At 48.4% G+C, this 17,174-nt stretch carries 14 protein-coding genes; all 14 read right to left on the bottom strand.

The window, feature by feature from the left end; all coding sequences use genetic code 11:
* On the bottom strand, positions 1–648 hold a 648-nt coding region (locus C1I60_RS25990), incomplete at its 3' end, for a Mur ligase family protein (protein ID WP_252361833.1).
* A gap of 4 nt (positions 649–652) precedes the next feature.
* Entirely contained in the window at positions 653–1,621 is a 969-nt protein-coding gene (mraY, locus tag C1I60_RS22870; protein ID WP_014282442.1) for a phospho-N-acetylmuramoyl-pentapeptide-transferase, read from the bottom strand.
* Between the two features lie 22 nt (positions 1,622–1,643).
* Entirely contained in the window at positions 1,644–3,047 is a 1,404-nt protein-coding gene (locus tag C1I60_RS22875) for a UDP-N-acetylmuramoyl-tripeptide--D-alanyl-D-alanine ligase (RefSeq protein WP_137063776.1), read from the bottom strand.
* Positions 3,047–4,534 (bottom strand): UDP-N-acetylmuramoyl-L-alanyl-D-glutamate--2,6-diaminopimelate ligase, encoded by a 1,488-nt coding sequence (locus tag C1I60_RS22880; RefSeq protein WP_137063777.1) that lies wholly within the window; start codon positions 4,532–4,534, stop codon positions 3,047–3,049. The genes C1I60_RS22875 and C1I60_RS22880 overlap by 1 nt, the downstream gene beginning before the upstream one ends.
* 56 nt (positions 4,535–4,590) lie before the next feature.
* Positions 4,591–6,507, bottom strand: coding sequence for a stage V sporulation protein D (locus C1I60_RS22885; RefSeq protein ID WP_137063778.1), 1,917 nt, complete (start codon positions 6,505–6,507; stop codon positions 4,591–4,593).
* Positions 6,508–6,590: 83 nt separating this feature from the next.
* A complete protein-coding gene (locus C1I60_RS22890) occupies positions 6,591–8,924 on the bottom strand; it encodes a penicillin-binding transpeptidase domain-containing protein (RefSeq protein WP_137063779.1) in 2,334 nt (777 codons plus the stop codon).
* A 63-nt stretch (positions 8,925–8,987) separates the two neighbouring features.
* Entirely contained in the window at positions 8,988–9,368 is a 381-nt protein-coding gene (locus C1I60_RS22895; protein ID WP_137063780.1) for a hypothetical protein, read from the bottom strand.
* 24 nt (positions 9,369–9,392) lie between these two features.
* Positions 9,393–10,343 carry a 16S rRNA (cytosine(1402)-N(4))-methyltransferase RsmH gene (gene rsmH / locus C1I60_RS22900; RefSeq protein WP_014282448.1) on the bottom strand — a complete coding sequence of 317 codons (951 nt, stop codon included), beginning with the start codon at positions 10,341–10,343 and terminating at the stop codon, positions 9,393–9,395.
* A 17-nt stretch (positions 10,344–10,360) separates the two neighbouring features.
* The gene (gene mraZ, locus C1I60_RS22905) at positions 10,361–10,798 is read right to left on the bottom strand and encodes a division/cell wall cluster transcriptional repressor MraZ (protein WP_007431201.1); all 438 of its coding nucleotides are present in this window, start codon (positions 10,796–10,798) and stop codon (positions 10,361–10,363) included.
* A 328-nt stretch (positions 10,799–11,126) separates the two neighbouring features.
* On the bottom strand, positions 11,127–12,392 hold the full coding sequence (locus C1I60_RS22910; protein ID WP_137063781.1) for an adenosylhomocysteinase: 1,266 nt from the start codon (positions 12,390–12,392) through the stop codon (positions 11,127–11,129).
* A 44-nt stretch (positions 12,393–12,436) separates the two neighbouring features.
* Positions 12,437–14,068, bottom strand: a complete 1,632-nt coding sequence (gene bshC / locus C1I60_RS22915; protein WP_137063782.1) for a bacillithiol biosynthesis cysteine-adding enzyme BshC — start codon at positions 14,066–14,068, stop codon at positions 12,437–12,439.
* A 125-nt stretch (positions 14,069–14,193) separates the two neighbouring features.
* Positions 14,194–15,138 (bottom strand): ABC transporter ATP-binding protein, encoded by a 945-nt coding sequence (locus C1I60_RS22920; RefSeq protein ID WP_170970875.1) that lies wholly within the window; start codon positions 15,136–15,138, stop codon positions 14,194–14,196.
* Between the two features lie 11 nt (positions 15,139–15,149).
* Positions 15,150–16,100 carry an ABC transporter permease gene (locus C1I60_RS22925; RefSeq protein ID WP_137063783.1) on the bottom strand — a complete coding sequence of 317 codons (951 nt, stop codon included), beginning with the start codon at positions 16,098–16,100 and terminating at the stop codon, positions 15,150–15,152.
* Between the two features lie 4 nt (positions 16,101–16,104).
* Entirely contained in the window at positions 16,105–17,037 is a 933-nt protein-coding gene (locus C1I60_RS22930) for an ABC transporter permease (RefSeq protein WP_137063784.1), read from the bottom strand.
* Positions 17,038–17,174: the final 137 nt, after the last annotated feature.

Consider the following 17,174-nt stretch of genomic DNA (forward strand, 5'->3'; position numbering starts at 1 on the left):
CGTCGTTTGATTGGCGAACAGACGTGCTTTGGACGCAACATAGTCCTTCATGTCCCCATGATAGTCCAGATGGGTTTCAGCTACGTTCAGCAAGCAGGCTACAGCAGGTTTGAAATCCTTTGTTCCTTTTAACTGAAAACTGCTCAGCTCCACCACCATCCACTCGTCCGACCTGGCATCCACAGCGGCCTCACATAATGGAGTGCCGATATTACCAGCCACGATCGGCTTCATGTCTGATGCCTCTAACAGCTTACCTACCCAAGTGGTTGTGGTCGTTTTTCCATTCGAGCCAGTAATCCCGATCATCGGCGCTTTGCATAGATGATAGGCGACCTCGACCTCGGTCACGACCTCAATACCCAGTTCGACAGCTTTCTGCACTGGCGGGGCTGTATAAGGAATACCCGGGTTTTTGACAACCAGCTTCACTCCTGGATGAATTAGCCCTTCCGGGTGACTGCCGCATAAAACGGAAATTCCCAAAGCCTCTAATTCAGAAGCTTCGGGACATTGTTCCCTGTCTTTTTTATCATTGACTGTCAGATTGGCCCCGGCCTGATGCAGTACCTTGGCGACTTGCACGCCACTTTTGGCCAGGCCTATAATGACGACCTCTTGATCTCGGTATGTGTCTGGATGGTTCATTTGTCTACAACCCCTTGTTGAGATAAAGTCCGAGTCCTGCCAGCAGCAGTCCTACAGCCCAGAATGTAATAACAACACGCCATTCGGACCAGCCGGACAGCTCGAAGTGATGATGAATCGGGCTCATTTTGAAAATGCGTTTGCCACGTGTTTTAAAGGAAGCTACTTGCAAAACTACGGACAGCATTTCAATTACAAATACACCACCAATAATAATGAACAAAATTTCGCTTTTGGTGACGATAGCGATGGCACCTATAGCGCCTCCGATTCCCAGGGAGCCTGTATCGCCCATAAATACCTTGGCGGGATGCGCGTTATATACAAGAAAGCCAAGTACAGCACCAATCATGGCCGCTGAGCAAACCGCAGCCGGAAGCGAGGTTGCTTGAATCGCTACGATGGCATAAGCACCGAAGGCAATCGCACTGGTACCGGACAGCAGCCCGTCCAGTCCATCTGTGAAATTAACGGCGTTGCTAATCGCCAGCATCATAATGACGATGAACGGATAATAGAACCAGCCGCTCCAATCAAACGACCAGGAAGTTCCCGGTATACCGATGGCAGTGCTGTGATCATTGCTGATCAGAAGCCAGCACATGATTCCGCTGAACAGCAATTGCCCGAATAGCTTTTGACGGGCAGTCAGTCCGAGCGAGCGCTTGAATACAATTTTGATATAATCGTCCAAGAAGCCGATCAGTCCAAAACCAAGCGTAGCGACCAGCAGGACGTAAAAGTCCGTATTTTTTATCGCCGAAAACTTAAGAAAGGTCAGCGTAAAAGCCACCAGAATAACGATTCCGCCCATAGTAGGCGTACCCGTCTTTTTGAGATGGCTTTGCGGCCCGTCATCCCGGACCTGCTGGCCGAATTTCATTCGCCGCAGCAGCGGAATGAGTATTGGAGCGGCAATGACCGCCAATATAAACGATACGACGATCGTCAGCAGTAATAATTGAATATCCATGGGAGTCTCCCTCTCGTCAACATCATTTCTGTAGCGGACCGTTTTTCAGCGCATCCACAATTTCTTCCAGTCGCATCCCTCGGGATGCCTTAACCAGCACGATATCATCGGCACGGAGGTAAGCTTGCAGATCTTGAATCAGTTTTTGCTTATCCTCATAAGCATGTACGTCATCAGACGGCATGGACGTTTGCGACCCATGCGCAATGGACGCCCCCAACACACCGTAGGTGAACAGCATATCTACGCCATGTTTCGCTGCAAAAAGCCCAATTTCCTCGTGGAATTGCTTTTCCTCGGGACCCAGTTCCAGCATATCGCCAAGCACGGCGATTTTACGCCCCTTTGTTTCGTAACCGGATAACGTCTGAATTGCAGCTTTCATTGAAGCCGGACTGGCGTTATAAGCATCGTTCAGAAGGGTAAGCCCATTCGTGCAGCTCACGACCTCAATGCGCATGCCTGTCAATTTCAAAGCCGACAGCCCTTCGCGCACATGGTCTGCATCCACCCCAAAATGACGCGCTACCGCCAATGCTGCCAAACCGTTCACAACATTGTGCTGCCCAAGCAGCGGAAGCCGGAAAGAATCCTTGCCGGATTGGGCCGTCGTGAACAAACTGCCTACTCCATCCGTAGCTATTCCAGTTGGATAATCATCGTTATCCGCAGACATACCGAACGTAAACAGCTTCAAGCCGTCAGGCTTAACCGTTTCGGGCTCCGCAAGGACTTGCGGCAATAGCGGTTCATCTCCATTGTAAATCAGCAAGCCGCCGGGTTTGAGACCGCTGACGATTTCCAACTTTGCACGTGCAATTTCCGCACGGGAACCGAGCTGGAGCAAATGCGCTTCGCCAATGTTCGTAATGACCGCTACATCAGGCTGGGCAATATCTGTCAGCAGGCGGATTTCCCCGCGTCCACTCATTCCCATCTCCAAAATCAGGATGTCCGCATCCTGCGGCATGGACAGCACGGTTAAAGGCAAACCGATATGGTTGTTATAGTTCCCTTCGGTTTTGTGTACTTTAAAGGTCGTACCCAGCAACGCGTTGACGATGTCTTTTGTCGTCGTTTTGCCATTGCTTCCGGTAATCCCTACGACAGAGACACCCGTTTCCTGCAAATATGCAGCCGCAAGACGCTGGAGGGCCACCAAAGCATCCTCTACTTCAATCGCATTCCCTGCCGGAGGTACACCGTGATCCTTTTGCCATAAAAAAGCAGCTGCGCCTTCTCCGCTCACAATCTGCTGCACATAATCATGCCCGTCAAACCGTTCACCCGTGAGTGGAACGAACAGCCCCTGGGACTGCGGCTTGCGTGAATCTGTAAAAACGCCCTCAACCATTCGTCCGGCGTCCGCCCCTATGTGAAGCGTTCCCCCACTCATGGAGGCGATCTGACTTATTGTTCTTTTCATCACTTGGATAAACCCCTTATCGCTTCTTTGGCTACGATGCGGTCATCAAATTCATGCACCGTTTTTCCGATCAACTGGTAGGTCTCATGACCTTTTCCCGCAATCAATACTACATCGTCAGGGCTTGCCATTTCAATAGCTTTATGAATAGCAGTTCTACGATCTATGATCAGTTCGTAGCGTTCTGCGGGTATACCTTCGTCAATCAGTCCTTGCTCAATGTCTTTCAAAATAGCTTCCGGGTCCTCTGTCCGCGGATTATCCGAGGTAATAAAAGCATGATCGCTGTATTGTGCAGCAATTTTTCCCATCAAAGGACGTTTCGTACGATCCCGGTCCCCGCCGCACCCGAATACACACCATACTTTACCAACTGCAAACTCCTTAACGGTGCGAAGCACATTTTCCAGTCCATCCGGTGTATGGGCATAGTCCACGATAACCGCAAATGGCTGACCTGCGTCTACAGGTTCTACCCGCCCATCGACGCCTGCTATGGACTCCAGGCTGTGCTTGATATCAGCCAGAGGCACTCCTTCCAGCAAAGCGGCCGTGATGGCTGCCAATGCGTTATACACATTGAACTTGCCCACCATTCGCAGCTCAATATCGGTATCTCCTTTAAAAGTAGAGACATGGAAGGATGTTCCCTTGGCACCTACAGCGATATGGGATGCCTGCACATCCGACTTCTTTTCCACGCCGTATGTAATCACTTGGGCCGCAGTTATGGCCTGAAAATAGGATGAGGCCGGGTCATCCGCATTCAGAACAGCATATTTACTGTCCGACGCATCCCGCGAGAAGGTATTCCCCAATCGGGAAAATAACAGCCCTTTGGCCGCACGGTACTCCTCCATCGTGTTATGGTAGTCCAGATGATCCTGTGTCAGGTTCGAAAAAATAGCGGTGCGAAAATCAGTTCCTTTCACGCGCCCTTGCTCCAGCGCATGTGAGGATACCTCCATCGCACAGCATTGGACACCTTGCTCCGCCATATTGCTAAGATAGCGTTGCAGCTCTACAGCCTCGGGTGTGGTACCGGACATAGGGTGGGACCGACCACCGTAACGCATTTGAATAGTGCCGATCAATCCAGTGCTTACTCCGGCATCGTTCAAGATTTTTTCGATAAGATAAGTTATTGTTGTTTTGCCATTCGTTCCGGTTACGCCGATCATTCGCATGCGGCGGCTCGGTGAATCAAACATATAATCCGCCAAAACCGCCATTGCGTACCGGGCATCCTTGACTATAAGTTGTGGCACAGGTACGTTCAATTCCCGTTCCACAACCAAAGCCGCTGCCCCGGACGCAACTGCCTGCTGTGCATAATCGTGTCCGTCAACCGTAAAACCGGGCAGACACAGAAATAAATCTCCCTGATGTACCCTGCGTGAGTCCGCCCCGATTCCTTGGCAGTCCACTGTACCGTCCCCCACAATGCGGGAGGCAGCCAGCAATGAAGCCAATTGTTGAAGCTGCATCTTTCATTCCTCCATTGCTCTCTCGTTAATCTTAGTATGGGTATAAAAAGAACCTATCAATCCCCCATATATATACGGATTGTTGATCCCCGCACCAGCCGGGAGCCTGGCTTCGGTGCCTGACTGACAACCGTCTTGCCTGACCCGGATTTTACGAGCATAAAGTTCATATTCATATCTTCGTATAAATCTGCAACCGTGGCACCTACCAAATCCGGCACCGTATCAATTCGGTTTTCCCCGTACTTGTATTCCTTAGCAATCTGATTGGTGCGAGGTGGTATTTTCAGAGCAAGCAGCGAATCCCGCAAAATATTTTGCACAATTGGCGCAGCGACCACCCCTCCGAATTGAATGCCTTTTGGGTTATCCACAGCCGTATAGACGACAATTTGTGGATCATCCGCCGGGGCAAAACCGATAAAGGATACAATATGCTCCGAGGAAGAATAACGTCCGTTGATCACCTTTTGCGCTGTTCCTGTTTTGCCACCCACCCGGTAACCCTCAATAAAAGCGGGGCGACCCGTGCCTTTGGCAACGACGCTCTCCAACGCTTCTCTCACCTGTCGGGAGGTATCCTCTGAAATAACTCTGCGCATCAGTTCAGGCTCTACTTTTTCCAGCACCTTGCCTGTCTCTGGTTGAATCCAGCCTTTGGTAATGTGCGGTTTATACAGATTCCCGCCATTGATCGCAGCCGACACAGCGGTCACCTGCTGAATGGGAGTGACAGATACCCCTTGGCCAAAGGCGGTTGTCGCCAGTTCTACCGGTCCTACCTGGGGTAACTTAAACAAGATACCATTTGCTTCACCAATCATATCAATGCCCGTTTTACTACCGAACCCGAAATTGCGAATATACTTGAACAACGATTCCTTGCCCAGACGTTGACCCAGCGTCACAAATCCTGGATTACAGGAATTTTCCACGACTTGAAGGAAGGTCTGGCTGCCATGGCCGCCTTTTTTCCAGCAGCGCAGGCGAGCCCCGCCAACTTCAATGTACCCCGGATCGAAAAAGTGATCGTTTTTGAGATTGACCTTCTTTTCTTCCAATGCAGCGGCCAAAGTAATAATTTTAAAGGTAGAGCCCGGTTCATATGTCATCCAAATCGGCAAATTTCGATTGTAAATTTCAGGTGCATATTGTTTGTATAGCGCAGGCTCATAACCTGGTCGCCCAGCCATGCCCAATATTTCCCCATTCTTGGGGTTCATTGCAATGGCCAACGCAGAATTGGCCTGGAATTTGACCATAGCCTGGTCAAGCTCCCGTTCCATGATAGACTGTACAGACTTATCAATGGTCAGTTGCAGGTTCAGACCATCCTTTGGTTCAACGTACTTCTCAGACGAGCCGGGCATCAGGCGACCGCCTGCATCGGATAGATATGCAATGCTTCCGTCAATACCACGAAGCTTGCTGTTGTTCTTTTTCTCTACCCCCGTCAACCCCTGATTATCAATTCCCGTAAACCCGAGAATATGAGCCGCCAAATCGCCATAAGGATAATAACGTTTGTTGTCTTCAGCAACAACGATACCCGGCAGCTTCAAATCACGAATTTGCTGCGCTTTCTCCATCGTAATTTTTCGTCCGCCGGGCTGAAGTTTTTGACTTGCTGTTCGTTTGGTAATCAGCTTGAGCACCTTATCCACGCTCATATCTAGCAAGGGCGCCAGCCTACGCGCCGTTTCTTCCGGCTCCTTGATTTGCACCGGTATCGCCATGACTGTTGGCGAAGTGACATTGTAGGCTAGCGCCGTACCTTGCCGATCCAAAATTTCGCCGCGTTTGGCGGCAAATGGTATATTTCGGCGCCACGATTCCTCGGCCTTGGCCGAGAGTTCGCCCCCTTTACCCAATTGAACATAGGCGAGCCGGACCGACAAGGCTGCAAATAGTACAAACAATCCCAGCAGCCCCCATACCAGCCTGCGCCGCATGGTCACGTTAGATTTCTTCAAACGCGCTCCCCTCCGTTCCTCTAAATACTCATGATATGTCTTACCTCATGAATATTCAAAAAATCGGACGTTAGAACAAGCTATCAGTTATCCTCGCCTTTGATCGCAGCCGCACTTTTTTCATCGGCTACAGCGGAGGCCCCACCCTTGCTTGCACTCGCGGTGGTAACGGTTTTTGAATCGGTACCCGTTTTCGCTGTACTGCCTGTTTGGCTAGATGCTACGCCGGTAGTTGAGTCCGGTGTTTCTTCCGGCTTTACTCCGGTCACGGTTTCTTTAGCCGGCTGGAGCGTCACACTGACGATCCGCTTGCCACTCACCATTTGTGCCTTTTGCGAGACAACATAACCTTCGCCGCTTACCTGAACACCCACCTTCATGAGCGTTAACACTTGCAGCGTGTCACGCAACGAGACGCCTTTAAAGTCGGGAATGGTCATGTTGGCACTATCTTCAGTCAGCAAATAAATGCGTTGTCCCGGCTTCATTTTGACGCCTGCCTCCGGATACTGACGGACAATTTTGGAGCCTTTGCCGACCGTTTCATAGGCAATCCCCTGTTTGAGCAATGCGTTTTGCGCATCCTTCTTCACCTGACCGGTTAATTGTGGCACTGTCGGTAGATTCACCGTTTTCACAGCAGCACTGTCAGATTTATTCGCTTTGGCTCCTGTTTTAGGAACCCCCATATATTGCAGCGACTGGGATACGATTTTTTTGAACACAGGGGCTGCTGCGGTACCTCCACCTACCGATTTGTTAGGTTCATCCATAACAATTAGGACAGCTATTTTCGGATCATTCACGGGTGCAAAGCCGATAAAAGACACGACATCCTTCGAATGGTCATACACTTTGCCCACAACTTTCGTCGCTGTACCTGTTTTACCAGCAACACGATACCCATCAATATAAGCCAGACGCCCGGTTCCAATTTCTTGGTCAGACACGACCTGCTCCAGATAGCTGCTGGTCTGTAATGCCGATTCCTGCGAAATCACCTGGCGGACTTCCTTCGGTTGAATCGTCTGTACTTCCCCTGTATCCGGGTTCGTAATTTCCTTCACCAGATGAGGCTGCATCAGCTTCCCCCCGTTAGCAATGGCCGAGATAGCCGCTACCTGCTGGATTGGCGTTACCTGAACACGTCCGTGTCCATATGCAGCCGTTGCGACTTCGGATTTGTATTGGGTGTGGAACGTAATGGCTCCGCTAGACTCACTCGGAAGATCAATCCCTGTTTTCACACCAAATCCGAAGTTGTTAATATATTTCCTCAGCCTTTCGCCGCCCAGCTTATACAGCCCCAGATGGACGAAACCGACGTTACTTGAACGCTTAACCCCTTGAAGATAGGTTAACGTTCCCCAATTTCGACTCACGTCACGAATATCCCATCCCCCAACTCGGATCATACCAGACTGATAGGTTTCATTTGGGTTGAATACCTTTTCCTGAACTGCCGCAGCCAAGGTTACAATCTTAAACGTGGAGCCTGGCTCATAAATGGACTGAGTTGCATTATTGCGGAAAAAATCCATTGACGATGTGCTCCCGTATGTATTGGGATTAAAATTAGGATAACTCGCCATACCGAGAACGTCCATCGTTTTGGGATCTGCCGCTACAACCGTCATCGTTTTCGGATTGTATGTTGCAATGGCTTCCTGCATAGCGTCTTCTATATAATACTGAATCGTGTCATCAATCGTCAGCTTTAAATTCTTACCATTTTGTGCCGGTTCATAATTGCTCTCCGATCCCTGAAGAGGAACTCCCTTTAGATCCCGCTGATAGAGTAGCTTTCCGGCCGTGCCCGAGAGCTCTTTATTATAATAGGCTTCCAATCCCATGCCTGCTGTACCGTCTTTCCGGTAATAGCCAAGAACATGAGAAGCCAGCTTATTTTCCGGATAATAGCGTTTGGATTCCTGAACCGTGTCCACAGCTCCAATCACTTTGTACTTATCCTTTAAATATTCTTTGAACGTATCCACCTGTACCTTGACCTCAGGATCTACCTTCCAGCCTCCGTTACGGATCTCGCGGTTTTTTAAATAGTTACCGCCTTTGTCCTTGGCCGAGAGATGCTTTCTCAGTTCGTCCTCAGGTGTTTTGAGCAGCTGATGCAGTTTGGCTACGACCTCGTTTTCCAGATCATATTCCTGAATGATGCTTGGGTTGACCACTACCGTATAGGCAGGGGCATCTGTAGCCAGTACATTTCCTTTACGATCCGTAATCGTTCCGCGCTTGGGCTGGATCACCTGGTCTCTTTCCACCTGCGTAACTACCTGATTATGCCAGTATTCCCCGCTCACGACCTGAATCCAAAATACCTTAAATAGCAGAACAAGAAAAAAGAGGGTAATACATCCCCCTATCAGCAGTGTGCGAAGCTTTATTCTTTTGACCATAGCTCAAACCTCTCTGCAAAAAAATGTACGTCAGAGCATAGCTTAATGCTATGCCCTAACTAACTAATTGGCAGCCTGCTTTTCCACACGAATGGGCTCTCTCGTCGGCTCGATATATCCCTGTTCCTTTGCCGTAGGTACAATCTGATTTTCCAGCCGTTCCTTCTGAATTTTCAGTTGGGCGATATTGGTCTGTAATTTGGAAATGTCCTTGCTCGCTGTATTAATCGAATAATTGATTTGATAAATGTGCGCGTACCTGCCAATCAGCATACCAGCAATGACAATGCACGTTACAAGTGTCAAAAGATACAGCAGCTTTTCCCGAATCGGCAGCTCTCTGCGGCGTGTAACGACTTTAGTGGTCTCACGATAACGTTGTTGCTGAACCTGTTCCTGACGGGCTCTTTCTCTTACAGCCAAATTACCGCGTGTATAAGCCATGTCGCCTCTCCTTCTCCATTAAATTTACAATTTTTCGGCAACTCTCAGCTTGGCTGACCGGGACCGTGGATTAAGCTCCAATTCCTGCTCTGACGCCACAATCGGCTTACGATTCACCAGCTTCAGATCGCCTATCATTTTGTCCTCCAAAATAGGCAAATCAGATGGATAGATGCTTTTCGCCAAATACTCCTTGAAAATATGCTTGCATATCCGATCCTCCAGAGAATGGAACGTAATGACCGAAATTCTGCCCCCTGGAGCCAGACATTTTACTGCCTGATGCAAAGTATCTTCCAGTGCACCCAACTCATCATTCACAGCGATTCGCAAAGCCTGAAAGCTGCGTTTGGCCGGATGTCCCCCGGTTCTGCGTGCCGCAGCCGGAATTCCTTCTTTGATAATATCGACAAGTTCCCCTGTTGTGTGAATAGGCTTGTTTTTTCGACGTTCAACCATAATCTTCGCGATCCGGCGTGAAAACTTCTCTTCTCCGTAGTGAAATAAAATACGCGCAATCTCTGCTTCCGGCCATTCATTGACAATCTCGTAAGCCGTAAGCGAGCTACTCTGATCCATCCGCATATCAAGTGGCGCATCATGATTGTAGCTGAATCCCCGTTCCCCCTCATCGAACTGGGGCGAGGAAACACCCAGATCAAACAAAATACCCTGGACCTGCGGGACGCCGTCTTTTTCAGGCAATCCCAGTTCAGCCAGCCTGTCCTGCAAGTGGCGAAAGTTAGATTTCACCAATGAAATCTTTCCTTCGTAGGCCGACAGCTTCTCGCGCGCATTGTTCAATGCCCAGTCATCCTGATCAAAGGCAATCAGCCTTCCCTCAGGGCCAAGCTGTGACGCAATGACGGAACTGTGTCCTGCCCCTCCCAACGTGCAGTCCACATAGATCCCGTCCTGCCTGATGTTTAGTGCCTGTGTTGCTTCTTCCTTGAGTACGGTAATGTGGTGAAACAAACGGCTGACCTCCTAAATTACAATTCAAAGTTGAAATCAACCAATTTCTCAGCAATGTCGTTAAATGCTTCTTCTGATTGGCTGAAATATTGCTCCCAAGTGTGCTTGCTCCAAATCTCTACCCGGGTGGACACTCCCAATACGACGCACTCTTTGGTAAGCTTGGCGTATTCGCACAAATTCCCCGGTAAATTTACCCTGCCCTGTTTGTCCAATTCGCATTCAGTCGCGCCCGAGAAAAAAAAACGGGTAAACGCGCGCGCATCGGCCTTCATCAAAGGCAGTGCTTTAAGTTTTTTCTCCATGACAGCCCACTCATCCATGGGATACACGAAGAGGCATTGGTCCAGTCCGCGGGTAACCACGAACGAGGCACCGAGAAGTTCACGAAACTTGGCCGGAACAGTAAGCCGACCCTTCTCATCAATGCTATGTTGGAACTCCCCCATAAACATTGGTTTCGTCACCCCTTACCCCATTCTCCCACTTTGGCCCACTTTCCACCACCTAAGCATAATAGATTCGCTTTAAAAAATCAAAGACCTTCTTTACATATCCAAAAAGTGATAAACGACAAATCCACACGATGATGTCTATTATTGTTGACACATATCAGAACACGTCAAAAAGCCCCTTATTCCATGAAGACGAACTCCCGACAATATGCATCAGGTTTCGAAACAACATGAAAATAAAGGGCTTATTCTCATTCATCATACCAACCTATACAGACACTTGTGTTACACGTTAAAACCTTTGAGATTGTGACCGACGATGCTCAAGTTATGCATTCCAGCTATCCAGATAGACCTTTTGGTCTTCTGTTAAAGAATCAATCTGGATTCCCAGGCTATCCAGCTTGAAGCGAGCTACCTGCTCATCAATTTCATAAGGTACATTAATTACGGCTTTGCCCAGCTCATTATAACGATCGTTCACATATTTCAAGCCAAGCGCCTGAAGTGCAAATGTGGTATCCATGATTTCCGCAGGATGACCATCCGCCGCAGCCAAATTCACGAGGCGTCCTTCTGCCAGCAAATACATTTTACGTCCATCCTTGAAACGGTACTCCTCAATGTTGCGACGCACCGTCCGAATGGATTCGGAACGTTTGGCAAGCTCAGGCTTACTAACCTCCACATCAAAATGCCCCGCATTGCACAGCACGGCCCCGTCCTTCATGACATCAAAGTGCTCTCCGGTAATTACAGCTTTGTTGCCAGTAACCGTAATGAAGAAGTCACCCAGCTTGGCTGCTTCCACCATCGGCAACACATGGAAACCATCCATATGCGCCTCTACTGCCTTGATTGGATCAACTTCGGTTACGACCACGTTGGCTCCCAAACCTTTTGCACGCATCGCAACCCCTTTACCACACCAGCCATAACCCACCACTACGACCGTGCTACCCGCCACAACCAGGTTGGTTGTACGAATAATGCCGTCGAATGCTGACTGTCCAGTACCATAACGATTATCGAACAAATATTTGCAGTAAGCATCATTTACAGCCACCATAGGGAAGTGGAGTTGACCCTCTTTTTCGAGCGCCTTCAAGCGGATAATCCCGGTAGTCGTTTCCTCCGCCCCACCACGGATGGTAGAAATCAGATCAGGGCGTTCGGATTGCAAGAGAGTAACCAGGTCGCCCCCGTCATCAATAATAAGGTCCGGCTTTGTTTCCAGCGCCTTAATTTGCAAGCTTTTAAACTCAGCAGGGTCCGGATTGTATTTAGCCAAAACCGTAACTCCATCTTCAACCAATGCTGCGCAAACATCATCCTGCGTGGACAACGGATTACTACCCGTAATCGTAACCTCAGCCCCGCCCGCCTGTACTACTTTAGCCAGATAGGCCGTTTTGGCCTCCAGATGCAGACAGATGGTTACCTTTAGCCCCTTAAAAGGCTGCTCCTGCTCGAACTGTTGACGTATACGGTTCAATACCGGCATATGGGCTTCCACCCAATCAATTTTTAGGTGCCCCTCAGGAGCCAGTTTAAGATCGTGAACGATGCTGTTTTGCAAAGAATGGGTAGTCATATTTGTTCCTCCTTCATATTGGTTATAGATGTTAAGATACTAAATCATACATAAATGACACGATGCGTACCCGTCAGGTCGGTCGGCACATCCATAATCATATCGATCAGGCTGAGACCATAACGGTTTAGAAAATGATAAATCGTATACACCCGTTCCTGCGGCTGTCCGAATGGAAAAAGTGACCACTCAATGCGATCCCATTGACGAAGCGCTGATTCATTTTGCCGAAACAGTGCTTCCTGAACTTTCGCTTCCATATAGGCAATCTGATCCAGAATCTTTTCACGATTGGTTTCCCCAAGCCGAAGCAAACCTTTTTCAATCAAGCCTGACTGCTGTATCAGTGGTTCATACATACGGACAAAAGCTTCCTTGGCCCCGGCAAACTGCTCCTGCATCCCAAGCTGATCGTGGGTGACAATCCATTGCTTTTTTCGTTCCTCAAGCCCGTCCCTAACTTCTCCAAAGCTCAATTCGTACTTCAGCATATGCTTTTCCACACCCGGCTCCACTAACGTAAAGGACATCCGTGGCAGCAGTAGTGGCATTTGCATCCCCAGCACGCCGAATGCGTCGCGTGTAATCGCCCAGTAGGCAATTTCTCCTAGCCCCAGCACAGAGGCCAGCACCGGAAACAGTGAGTCCTGCATAAGAGGGCGGGTTAAGACATTGTTACTAAAACGTTCTGGATGCCTGTCTGTCTCTTCGAGCAGTTCTTCGACTGTAAATGTTACCTGACCGCGGCGATCCGTGAATAGACCATCTTGCTTGAACAGCAGCAAGCGTTCTTCTTCATGGATATAAAAGAGATTGGCGCCGCCTTCATGCACATCTGCCTGCAAATGGTAGCCAAAATCTACAATCCGTGCAGCAGTCTCGTGGTAAGCTTGCTCCAGTTCATCATTGTGTTGAACCAACCGACGGAAAACGGATGTCTCCAGCTTGCGCAGCGAAGGATCAGCCGAATCCAGCAGCACTAATCCGTAGGCACCGAAAAGAAGTCCCAGCAACCTGGCGAAGCCTTCACTTAATCCGTAAGCATCATTGAAACCATGCTCAATCATGCGTAAAATATCAGCCTTATGCTCTGAGTCAGGCAAGCTTTGCTCTATATCAGCCATAGCTTGCCTCCACTCTGCGGTATCGACCTTAATCGCGCTAACCGAAGAACGACGTTCAGGCTGCTTATTCAGCTTGATTTTGACTGCTTGCGGGTCATTCGCCATTACATATGTATGATTGACCTCATCCCAGTCATGATCCTCACCCGCAATCCAGAAAACCGGAATAACTGGACGCCCCAGCCGTTCCTCCGCTTCCCTGGACGCCTTAATAATCGTAACAGCTTTGTAAATGACCAGCATCGGGCCTGTGAACAGTCCGCTTTGCTGCCCCCCAGCCACCACCAGAGCGTCTGGCTGCTCCAGCCGATCCAATGAAGCACGAACTGCCTTGTGTGCATTGTATTGCTCATTGTATATACGGAGACATGCTACGACATCCTTGCGATTTAATCGCAGATGCTCCGTCTCATCCAGCCGCTTCGCTCGTTGGGCATAAGCATCGGCATGCAGAACATCATATTCATACAAATCGCGTGCGCGTCCTGTACCCTGTATGTAATCTTCTGCTAAAGCCGACCCTCCGCGAAGCTTCTCCGGAATTATTCTCATGGGTCTGCCTCCTGTCTTCACCAAAACCTTACTGCTTGATTGTACCGAAAGCCTTTGTCCGCGTCAAAGCTTACTACAAAAAAAACCGCCAAGTTTGTGCTCGGCGGTTGGTGTATAAAACAACATCAGGCGTATGGCTCAGCTACAAAATGCCCTTTGGACACTTCGATCAGCTTGGCATTTTCCAGGTTATAGGCTCCTGACTTATTGCCGGATGCATCATTTGTATGAATGGGGCCAGCTTGATCGCCAGGCATAATAATCCGTTTTTTGTTGGCTTCCACTTCCGGATCGGGAATCGGAATCGCCGACAGAAGCATTTTCGTATAAGGATGGATCGGATTTGCATACAACTCCGCGCTTTCTGCAAGCTCAACCATTTTACCCATATACATTACGGCTACCCGGTCACTGATATGCTTGACCATCGACAGATCATGCGCAATGAACAGGTATGTCAGACCAAGACGCTCTTGGAGCTCTTTTAGCAGGTTGACAACCTGTGCCTGAATAGACACGTCAAGAGCCGAGATCGGCTCATCACAAATGATGAATTTAGGATTAACCGCCAGTGCGCGGGCAATACCGATACGTTGACGCTGACCACCGGAAAATTCATGCGGATAACGGGTTGCATGATCCGGGTTCAAGCCTACCAGATCCAGCAACTCTTCAATCCGTTTTTTGCGCTCTGCACGGCTACCTGCCATGTTGTGAATATCCAGTGCTTCACCAATAATATCAGAAACCGTAAAACGCGGGTTCAAGGATGCATACGGATCTTGAAAGATCATCTGCATATCACGACGCATGGCTTTCATTTTACTTGGTGATAATTTGTAGATATCCGTACCGTTGAAGCGTACGCTGCCTGCTGTAGGCTCGTATAGGCGAAGAATGGTACGGCCCGCTGTAGATTTACCACAACCTGATTCACCAACCATACCTAGGGTTTCGCCTTCGCGAATATAAAAATTCAGGTTGTCCACCGCTTTGAGCACACGGTTTTTGCCAACATTAAAATACTTTTTAAGACCTTCAACCTCAATTAAATTGTTGCTACTCACCATGATCTCACCTCCTATTTCTTCAGCTTCGGATCAAGCGCATCACGCAATCCATCACCAAAAAGGTTGAACGCAAGCATAATCAAACTGATCAGGCCTGCCGGGAAAAGCATACGCCAAGGATAGTACATCCATCCTGTCAGAGCTGATTCAATCATTGAACCAAGCGATGCCTGAGGAGCCTGTACTCCTAATCCCAAGAAGCTCAGAAAAGCCTCGGAAAAAATAGCACTTGGAACCGTCAAAGTCAGTGTGACGATAATCGGGCCCACAGCGTTAGGTAACAGATGACGGAAAAGCAGACGGCCTGCACCTGCACCCATCGAGCGGGAAGCAAGCACAAATTCCCGATTTTTCAGCTGTAGCATTTCACCACGCACAATCCACGACATATTAATCCACCCGGTCACACAGAGTGCAATAATAATCGTCGTGATGCTTGGCTCCAGTACAACGAGCAGCAGGATCGTAACAAGCAGATATGGAATGGAATACAAAATTTCAGAAAATTTATTCATGATTTCATCTACACGGCCACCAAAGTAACCCATAATTCCACCATAAATAACACCAATCATCAAGTCAATCATTGCTGCTGCCAAACCGATAATCAGAGAAATTCGGGCACCCATCCATGTACGGACAAACATATCACGCCCCAGATCATCTGTCCCGAACCAATGCTCCGCCGAAGGAGGAAGATTGGTGCTCAACAAATCATTCGTGCGGTCATCGTATGGCGATAGCATCGGACCAACGATCGAAGCAAGTACAATAAAAATCAGAATGCTCAGGCTTGTCATTGCCAGTTTATTTTTACGAAGCCGTTCCCAAGCGTCACGCCAAGCGGATAAGCTTTCACGCTGAATAACTTCAGACTGCTTCTCATCCGCTCCGATTTTCTGAAAGTCTTCCGGTTTTACCTGAAGCTTCTCCAAATTCACAGCATTGTCTTTCACAGACATAAAGTTATCCCTCCTTCCCGCCGGTCAGCTTAATCCGTGGATCAATAAAACCGTATGCAATATCAGTAATAAAGCGTGCCACCATCAGCAAAATGCCGTAAAAAATAGTAACTCCCATAATCATGGTATAGTCACGGGTCGTTATACTGTCTACGAACACTTTACCGATACCACCAATCCCGAAAATACGTTCAATAACGACGGAACCGGTAATAATATTTGCTGTCATAGGCCCCACATAGGTAACAACCGGCAAAATAGCGTTACGTACAACGTGTTTGAACATTATGGTAACAGGTTTCAAACCTTTAGCCTTGGCAGTCTTAATATAATCCGCATGAAGCACTTCCAGCATGCTGGAACGCGTTAGTCGAGCGATAAACGCAATTGGCGAAGCGGATAAAGCTACAACAGGCAGGACGTAGTCCATTGGACCCTCAAAGCCCATGACATTAAACCAGCCTAACTCCTGTGCAAAGAAGAACTGAAGCAATGATGCCATGACAAAGCTGGGAACCGCAATCCCCATAATCGCTAAAATCATCGCTACGTTGTCAATAAGCCTGCGATGATACAAAGCTGCGAGCATACCTAGTAAGATACCTACAATAATCGACACAATTATGGCGACAAAGCCCAATTTAAGCGATACCGAAAAAGTTTGTCCAATAATGTCAGTAACACTTTGGTTCAGCTTTTTCATGGAAATACCAAAATCACCTGAAGCAATATCACCTAAGTATTTGAAATATTGGACATATACAGGCTTATCCAGCCCATATTGCTCCATTAATCGGGCTTGAATCTCAGGAGAAGTCGCTTTTTCACTCATGAAGGGGTTACCCGGAATTGCTTTCATGAGAAAAAACGTCGCAGAGATCAGAATGAACAAGGAAAGCAGCATATAGAAAAATTTACTGACCAAATAACGCGTCATTGCCCGTTTACACCCCCCATAAATTTTTTTCGACACCATTCGATTTTATCGAAATAGAATTGGAATGTCCAACCTACTTATTTGCATGGTTACATGATAATGGAAAAGACCATGACACACAAAAAAACGGGATATAT

The organism is Paenibacillus terrae, from assembly GCF_005217525.1.
GTDB classification, from domain to species: domain Bacteria; phylum Bacillota; class Bacilli; order Paenibacillales; family Paenibacillaceae; genus Paenibacillus; species Paenibacillus terrae_C.

Coding starts and splice junctions, on each gene's coding strand:
- mraY (WP_014282442.1), bottom strand. CDS start 1,621: ATGGATATTCAATTATTACTGCTGACGATCGTCGTATCGTTTATATTG.
- C1I60_RS22875 (WP_137063776.1), bottom strand. CDS start 3,047: ATGAAAAGAACAATAAGTCAGATCGCCTCCATGAGTGGGGGAACGCTT.
- bshC (WP_137063782.1), bottom strand. CDS start 14,068: ATGAGAATAATTCCGGAGAAGCTTCGCGGAGGGTCGGCTTTAGCAGAA.
- C1I60_RS22910 (WP_137063781.1), bottom strand. CDS start 12,392: ATGACTACCCATTCTTTGCAAAACAGCATCGTTCACGATCTTAAACTG.
- mraZ (WP_007431201.1), bottom strand. CDS start 10,798: ATGTTTATGGGGGAGTTCCAACATAGCATTGATGAGAAGGGTCGGCTT.
- C1I60_RS22890 (WP_137063779.1), bottom strand. CDS start 8,924: ATGGTCAAAAGAATAAAGCTTCGCACACTGCTGATAGGGGGATGTATT.
- C1I60_RS22895 (WP_137063780.1), bottom strand. CDS start 9,368: ATGGCTTATACACGCGGTAATTTGGCTGTAAGAGAAAGAGCCCGTCAG.
- C1I60_RS22925 (WP_137063783.1), bottom strand. CDS start 16,100: ATGTCTGTGAAAGACAATGCTGTGAATTTGGAGAAGCTTCAGGTAAAA.
- C1I60_RS22880 (WP_137063777.1), bottom strand. CDS start 4,534: ATGCAGCTTCAACAATTGGCTTCATTGCTGGCTGCCTCCCGCATTGTG.
- C1I60_RS22920 (WP_170970875.1), bottom strand. CDS start 15,138: ATGGTGAGTAGCAACAATTTAATTGAGGTTGAAGGTCTTAAAAAGTAT.
- C1I60_RS22930 (WP_137063784.1), bottom strand. CDS start 17,037: ATGACGCGTTATTTGGTCAGTAAATTTTTCTATATGCTGCTTTCCTTG.